We start from the raw sequence: 7,790 nt of genomic DNA on the forward strand, positions 1-7,790 counted from the left end.
TCGGCGGCCTCGGCGCGCAGGGCGGCCCGCTCCTCCTCGCGCAGGGTGCGGCCGAGGCGGCGCAGGTCGGCGCCGTCCAGGCCGCCGAGCGGACCGGTGAGCAGGGCGTGCGCGAGTTCGGTGGTGAGCGGGTCGGGCGTGCCGGGGCCGGCCCCGCCGTCCTCGGTGTCCCGGTCGTCCTCGGCGTCGTCCCGGCGGTCGCGGACGGCCTGCTCGGCGCAGACCCGCAGCGCCAGCAGCAGCTGGGCGACGGCCGGCTCCTCGCGCAGCGGCAGGTCGTCGCCGTCGATCTCCAGCGGCACCCCGGCCGCGCCGAGCGCCCGCCGCACCCCGGGGATGGACCGGGCGCCGGCCCGGACCAGCACCGCCATCTCGCCCCACGGCACGCCGTCCTCCAGATGGGCCCGGCGCAGCAGGTCGGCGACCGAGTCCAGTTCGGCGCCGGGGGTCGGGTAGGTGCGGACCTCGACCCGGCCGCCCTCCCGGGCGGGCAGCGGGGCGCGGTGCTGGGCGAGCTTGTCGCTGGGCAGCCGGCCCATCGGCATCCGGCGGGTGAGTTCGCGGGCGGCGGCGAGCAGCACGGCGCCCGAGCGGCGGGACACCCGCAGCACCTTGACCTCGGCGGGGCGGCCGTCGGCGTGCCGGAAGGTCTGCGGGAACTCCAGGATGCCGTTGATGTCGGCGCCGCGGAACGCGTAGATGGACTGGTCCGGGTCGCCGACGGCGACCAGCTCCCGCCCGCCGCCGGCCAGCCGCCGCAGCAGCCGGACCTGGGCCGGGTCGGTGTCCTGGTACTCGTCGACGAAGACCGCGTCGTAGCGCTCGCGCAGGCTCCGCTCGACCTCGGGGCGCTCGGCGAGCAGCACGGCGCGGTGCACCAGCTCGGCGTAGTCGAGGACGCCGCGCAGGTCGAGGACGTCGAGGTAGTCGGCGAGGAAGTGCGCGGCGGCGGCCCAGTCGGGGCGCCGCACGCCCTCGGCGAAGCGGGCCAGCTCGTCCTCGCCCAGCCCGAGCTCACGGCTGCGGGCGAGGACGGCGCGGACCTCGTCGGCGAAACCGCGGGTGGTCAGGCAGGCCCGCAGGTCGAGCGGCCAGGCGATCCGGGAGCGGCCGCGCCGGGCGTCCTCGGCGCCGCCGGCGAGCAGCTCGCGGACCATGACGTCCTGCTCGGGGCCGGAGAGCAGCCGCAGCGGCTCGGCGTAGTCGGCCGGGTCCTGGTGGGCGCGGAGCAGGGCGTAGCAGAAGGAGTGGAAGGTGGTGGCCTGCGGGGCGGCGGCGCGGGCACCGGCGGCGGTGGCGGAGAGCCGTCCGGCCATCCGGTCGCGCAGCTCCACGGCGGCCTTGCGGCTGAAGGTGAGGACGAGGATCCGCTCGGGATCGGTGCCGTTCTCGATCCGCCGGGCGACGGCCTCGACCAGCGTCGTGGTCTTGCCCGTGCCCGGGCCGGCGAGCACCAGCAGCGGACCGCCCGCGTGCTCGACCACGGCGCGCTGGTAGGCGTCGAGTTCGGGCGGTACGGGCGGTACGAGGGGGCTGCGCACCAGACGGTAGGGGGAGCTCACGGACGTCCTGGGGGTCGTGCTCGGCAACTGCGGGCGGGCCCCGCGAGGGGCCCGTCGTACATCGAGCCTACGATCCTGCCCCGTCATTCCCGTCCGCGCACATGATTCCGGCCGATCCGGACCGTAGGCGCTACCTGTCGCCCAGTCCCTGGGCGCCGCCGTCCCAGCGGGCGCGCCGCAGGTCGACCCGGGGCGGGTCGGCGAGCTCGCGCAGCGGGGTGCCCTCGTCGCCGTAGTGGCCCAGGGCGCGGTGCTCGTGGCCGGGCAGCAGGCGGCCGTCGGCGCGGACCACCCGCCACCAGGGGACGGCGCCGCCGTACAGGGCCATCACCCGGCCGACCTGCCGGGGCCCGCCCTGGCCGAGGTACTCGGCGATGTCTCCGTAGGTCATCACCCGGCCGGGTGGAATCCGCTCGGTCAGGTCGAGCACGAGTTCGGCGAAGGGAGGCAGCTCGCCGTGGCCGGCCTCGTCGGGGGCGTCCGTCACCTGCGGCATTCTTCCGCATCCGGCCGGACGGCGGGGGCCGTGCGAACGATCCGCCGCGCCCGATCCGGCCCCTGTCCAGCGCGGGGCGCCGAGGCATGCCACCATCTTCGGGGCGGTGAGTGGTGATACGAGGACAAGACCAGATGACCGGGACGGCTGACGTGGGTGTGGACGAGGGCTCCGACGAGTCCTCCGCCAGCATGCCCGCAGGTCGCGGCGGACAGCCTGCCGCCGCGCCGTCACCGGAAGTCTCCCTGATCAAGGAACGGACGATCAAGAGCCCCCAGTCGGCCGGCCCCGCGACCGGGGCGCCCGCCGCCGTACCCAGCCAACCGCCCGCGGCCGACCCCGGACCGGGGGCTGTGACCGACGGCACGGAAGCCCCGCAGCCCGGGCACGATCCGCTGGACGACACCCCGCACCTGGATGTCGACGAACCGCTGCTCGCCGCCCGCGCGCACCGCCCCTCGGACCTCATCCGCTTCCTGGCCGGCGTCTTCGGCATCGTCGCGGTGTTCGTGCTCGCCGGTGTGGCGACCTCGACCACCACCGGCATCGAGATCGACATCGCCGAGAACGCGCCCCGCTTCTCCCCGGTGCTGTCCACCATCACCGGCCTGGTCTCCAACGTCGCGGTGCTGGCCGTGCCGCTCGCCTTCGCGGTCGAGCGGCTGATCAAACGCGACGGGCTGCGGGTCGCCGACGGCGTGCTCGCCTCGGTCCTGGCCTACGGCGTCTCGCTGGGCATCGACTGGTGGGTGGCCGAGGGCGCCTCCGACCACATCCGGGACGCGCTGACCCGCTTCCCGCTGGACTCCGTCGGCACCCTCACCGATCCGGTGCACGGCTACCTCGCCCCGGTGATCGCCTATATGACCGCGGTCGGCATGTCGAGCAGACCGCGCTGGCGGGTCGCCCTGTGGGTGGTGGTCGTCTTCAGCGGCATCACCGAGCTGCTCGGCGGCTACACCACCCCGCTGTCCCTGCTGCTCACCGTGCTGATCGGCTGGTCCGTCGCCTACGGGACCCTCTACGCGATCGGCTCGCCGAACATCCGGCCCACCGGGCAGCACCTGATGATCGGCCTGCGCAAGGTCGGCTTCACCCCGGCCAGCGCCCACCGCGCCCCCGACGCCCCCGGCGGCACCCGCCGCTACCTGGTCGCCCAGCAGAGCGGCCCGCCGCTGGACGTCCACATCGTCGACCGCGAGCAGCAGGCCTCCGGCTTCTTCTACCGGGCCTGGCGCCGGCTGCGGCTGCGCTCGGTGGCCGTGCGGCGCAGCCCGCAGTCGCTGCGCCAGGCGCTGGAGCAGGAGGCGCTGATCGCGTACGCGGCCGCCGCCTCCGGGGCCCGCGCCCCACAGCTGGTCGCCACCTCCGAGCTGGGCCCGGACGCCGCGATCCTGGTCTACGAGAACGTCGAGGGCCGCACCCTGGACGACCTCGCCGACGAGGAGGTGACCGACCGGGTGATGGCCTCGCTGTGGGAGTCGGTGGCCGCCCTGCACGAGCGCCGGATCGCCCACCGCCGGCTGACCGGCGAGTCGCTGCTCGTCGTCGACGGGAAGACGGCCTGCCTGGTCAACCTCTCCGGCGGCGACATCGCGGCCACCGACCTCACCCTGCGCATCGACGTCGCCCAGCTGCTCACCACCTTCGCGCTGCGGATCGGCCCGGAGCGCACGGTCGCCACCGCCAACGCGGTGCTCGGCGCCGAGCGGGTCGCCCAGGCGCTGCCGCTGCTCCAGCCGGTCGGGATGAGCCGCTCGACCAGGGTCGACCTGAAGAAGCTCGGCAAGGAGCGCAAGGCCGCCGCCCAGGCCAAGGCACTGGAGCAGGTCGCCGCCGGCGAGCGCACCCAGGAGCAGGCCGAGGAGGACATCGCGGTCGCCGGCGAGGACCTGCTCAGCCGGATCCGCGGCCAGATCCTGCAGATCGCGCCCGAGGCGCCGATGGAGCCGGCCAGGCTGGAGCGGCTCAAGCCGAAGACCCTGATCATGGTGATCGCGTTCGCGTTCGCCGCCTATCTGACGCTGACCACCGTCAAGCCGGCCCAGCTCAAGCTCTCCCAGATGGACTGGGCCTGGGCCGCGGTGGCGCTCGCCGCGGCGGGCTTCTCCTACGTGGCCGCGGCGATGAGCCTGACCGGCTTCGTCCCGGAGAAGCTGCCGTTCCGCCGGACCGTGGCCGCCCAGATCGCCGGCTCCTTCGTGAAGCTGGTCGCCCCGGCCGCGATCGGCGGCATCGCGCTGAACACCCGCTACCTGCAGAAGGCGGGCATCCGCTCCGGCCAGGCGGTCGCCTCGGTCGGCGCCTCCCAACTGGCCGGCCTGACCGGGCACCTGCTGCTGCTGTTCAGCTTCGGTCTGATCACCGGAAGCCAGACCAACGGCGACCTCTCCGCCTCCCGCGCGGTGATCATCGGCGTGCTGAGCGCGGCCGTGCTGGCGCTGGTGGTGGCGGCGGTCGCCCCGCTGCGGCGGTTCGTGCTGAACCGGCTGCGCTCGCTGTTCTTCGGCGTGGTGCCGCGGATGCTCGACCTCATGCAGACGCCCAGCAAGCTGGTCACCGGCTTCGGCGGCATCCTGCTGCTGACCCTGTCGTTCACCGCCTGCCTGGACGCCTCGGTGCAGGCCTTCGGCGGCTCGATCTCCTTCTCGGCGGTCGCCGTGGTCTTCCTGACCGCCAACGCGGCCGGCTCCGCCATCCCCACCCCCGGCGGCATCGGCCCGGTCGAGGTCGCCCTGATCGGCGCGCTCACCGTCGCCGACGTGCCGGCCGCCGTCGCCACCCCGGCGGTCTTCCTCTACCGGGCGCTCACCTTCTGGCTGCCGGTGGTGCCCGGCTGGATCTCCTACAACGTGCTCCAGCGCAAGGGCGCGCTCTAGCGACCCGTTCCGGGCTCCTCGGGGAAGGGGCCCGGGAACGCGGAAAGGGTCCGGGAACGGAAAGGTCCGGAACCCGGAAAGGGCCCCGGAACGCGGAAAGGGCCCGCCGGAGCGGGCCCTTCACGGTGGTCGGTGCGACGCGGTGCGATCAGTAGACCGGCTTGTGCGGCTCGATCTGGTTCACCCAGCCGAGCACGCCGCCGCCCAGGTGGACGGCGTTGGAGAAGCCCGCCGACTTCACCACGGCCAGCACCTCGGCCGAGCGGACGCCCGACTTGCAGTGCAGCACGATCTTCCTGTCCTGCGGCAGCTGCTCCAGCGCGTTGCCCATCAGGAACTCGTTCTTCGGGATCAGCACCGCGCCGGGGATGCTGACGATCTCGTACTCGCCGGGCTCGCGGACGTCGATCAGGAAGATGTCCTCCTTGTCGTCCTGCCACTGCTTGAGCTGCTTCGAGGTGATCGTCGAACCGGCGGCCGCGGCCTGCGCCTCCTCCGACACGACGCCGCAGAAGGCCTCGTAGTCGATGAGCTCGGTGACGGTCGGGTTCTCGCCGCAGAGCGCGCAGTTCGGGTCCTTGCGGACCTTCACCTGGCGGTAGTTCATCTCCAGGGCGTCGTAGATCATCAGTCGGCCGACCAGCGGGTCGCCGACCCCGGCCAGCAGCTTGATCGCCTCGGTGACCTGGATCGAGCCGATCGACGCGCACAGCACGCCCAGCACGCCGCCCTCGGCGCAGGAGGGGACCATGCCCGGCGGCGGCGCCTCCGGGTAGAGGCAGCGGTAGCAGGGGCCGTGCTCGGCCCAGAACACGCTCGCCTGGCCGTCGAAGCGGTAGATCGAGCCCCACACGTACGGCTTGCCGAGCAGCACCGCGGCGTCGTTCACCAGGTAGCGGGTGGCGAAGTTGTCGGTGCCGTCCACGATCAGGTCGTAGCCGGAGAAGATCTCCATGACATTGGAGTTGTCGAGGCGCTCGTCGTGCAGGATCACCTCGACGTACGGGTTGATCTCCTTGACCGAGTCCCGCGCCGACTCGCCCTTCGAGCGGCCGATGTCCGACTGGCCGTGGATGATCTGCCGCTGCAGGTTCGACTCGTCGACGACGTCGAACTCGACGATCCCCAGCGTTCCGACGCCGGCCGCGGCCAGGTACATCAGCGCGGGCGAGCCCAGACCGCCGGCGCCGACACACAGCACCTTGGCGTTCTTCAGCCGCTTCTGCCCGGCCATGCCCACGTCGGGGATGATCAGGTGGCGGGAGTACCTGCGGACCTCGTCGACGGTGAGCTCGTCGGCCGGCTCGACCAGGGGTGGCAGCGACACGGGTTCTCCGTTGCTCGTCGGTTCGGGTGGCCGGGGCCAACCTCTTGGGGCTTGTTGCGACGCCACCGCGGTGGCTCTGCTAGGCCAACAGTGTCACGCCGCCCCGGTATTCCGAGACAGCCCGTCCGAAGGACGAGACGGGCCGCACCGGATGGTGGGACCACGCGGCGGGCCCCGGAACGGTCGCCGCGGACCGTCCCGGGGCCCGGAAGCAGCGGGTTTCCGGTGCTGTCGCGGCCCGGACCGGTCCAGGCCGGTCCGGGCCGCGACGGAGGCGCCGGCTCAGACCCGGCAGGCCGTCTCCAGCCAGACGTCCCCCAGCGACTCCTCCAGCGGCACCTGTGTCCGCCAGCCGAGACGGTCCCTGGCGGTCCGCACATCGGCCTGCCGCCACGGCACCGGCTCCCCCGCGGGCGCCCGCCCCTCGCCCGGACGGGGCTCCGCCGGCCGGTGGCCGGGCAGGTGGTGCGCGGGCACGTGCCCCGGCACGTGCTCGACCGGACCGCCCGCCTGCGCGGGCAGGACGACCTGCCGGTTCTCCTCCACCACCGAGCCCTCGAAGCCGGACGCCCGGACCAGCAGCTGGGCCGCCTCCCGGGCCCGGACGGCATGCCCGCTGCCGATGTTGATCACCCCGGTCGCGGCCGAGACCGCGGCCGCCTGGATCGCCCGCGCGACATCCCTGACATCCACGAAATCCCGGTATCCGGACAGGTCCGGCATCCGCACCTGGGACTCCTCGCGCTCCAGCGCCCGCCGCAGCCCCTCCGCCAGCCGCCCGAACAGCGAGGCCGTCGGCGCCCCCGGGCCGACCACGTCGAACACCCGCAGCACCGCGGCGTCCAGCCCGGAGGCCAGCACCAGCTCCGTCCCGGCCAGCTTCGACACCCCGTACGGGCCCACCGGCCGGGGCTCGGCGCTCTCCGACACCGGCACCCCGCCCGGGACCGGCCCGTACTCGGCCGCCGAACCCACGTGCACCAGCCTGGCCGGCTCCCGGCTGCGCCGGATCCCCTCGCAGACGGTCGCCACGGCGAGCGTGTTGGCCCGGATCAGCGTGCGCGAGCTGCCGTAGGTGGCACCCGCGCAGTTGATCACCACCTGCGGCGCGACCGCGTCCAGGAACCGGGCCAGCGCCCCCGGACTGCCGGTGGTCAGGTCGAAACGGATGTCGGCGGAGTCACGCCGGCCGAGTACCGTCACCTGCAGTTCCGGATCCACGAGCAGGCGATCGGTGACCCGACGGCCGATGAAGCCGTCGGCGCCCAGCAGCAGCACCCTCATCGGGGGGCGTCCTTCCACGAAGCCAGACCGGGCACGGTCTGGCGGGTCCGAGTGAACAACGGGAAAGCGGGAGTTCGAGGGGTGGTCCGACCACCCCTGGGCGCCGTCCGGGCCGGCCGGCGGTCAGCGGTGCGCATCGGGACGGCCCAGCACCGGCCACGCGTACAGCAGCAGGGCAAGTGCCACCGCGCCGCCGCCGAGCAGCCCGGCGGACGGCGCGGGCGGCGCCGCCGTGCCCGCCG

5 protein-coding genes are annotated in these 7,790 nt (G+C 73.9%); 1 reads left to right on the plus strand and 4 read right to left on the minus strand.

Features of this window, described 5'->3' with window-relative positions; genetic code table 11:
- Both BI06_RS53625 and BI06_RS17950 read right to left on the minus strand, forming a co-directional pair.
- Positions 1-1,649 (minus strand): ATP-dependent helicase (locus BI06_RS53625; protein WP_369826143.1); only part of this gene is annotated, 1,649 nt, incomplete at its 3' end.
- 43 nt (positions 1,650-1,692) lie between these two features.
- Positions 1,693-2,058 (minus strand): MGMT family protein, encoded by a 366-nt coding sequence (locus BI06_RS17950; RefSeq protein ID WP_030392932.1) that lies wholly within the window; start codon positions 2,056-2,058, stop codon positions 1,693-1,695.
- A 134-nt stretch (positions 2,059-2,192) separates the two neighbouring features.
- Here BI06_RS17950 and BI06_RS17955 point away from each other — a divergent pair, with 134 nt between their 5' ends.
- Positions 2,193-4,937: a lysylphosphatidylglycerol synthase transmembrane domain-containing protein gene (locus BI06_RS17955; RefSeq protein WP_233290178.1), complete on the plus strand. Its 2,745-nt coding sequence runs from the start codon at positions 2,193-2,195 to the stop codon at positions 4,935-4,937.
- Between the two features lie 148 nt (positions 4,938-5,085).
- Here BI06_RS17955 and moeZ read toward each other — a convergent pair whose 3' ends face one another.
- Positions 5,086-6,264, minus strand: a complete 1,179-nt coding sequence (gene moeZ, locus BI06_RS17960; RefSeq protein WP_030392934.1) for an adenylyltransferase/sulfurtransferase MoeZ — start codon at positions 6,262-6,264, stop codon at positions 5,086-5,088.
- Positions 6,265-6,546: 282 nt separating this feature from the next.
- The gene (locus BI06_RS17965) at positions 6,547-7,548 is read right to left on the minus strand and encodes an NAD(P)-dependent oxidoreductase (RefSeq protein WP_030392935.1); all 1,002 of its coding nucleotides are present in this window, start codon (positions 7,546-7,548) and stop codon (positions 6,547-6,549) included.
- Positions 7,549-7,790: the final 242 nt, after the last annotated feature.

It is taken from the genome of Kitasatospora sp. MBT66, from assembly GCF_000710405.2.
GTDB classification, from domain to species: domain Bacteria; phylum Actinomycetota; class Actinomycetes; order Streptomycetales; family Streptomycetaceae; genus Kitasatospora; species Kitasatospora purpeofusca.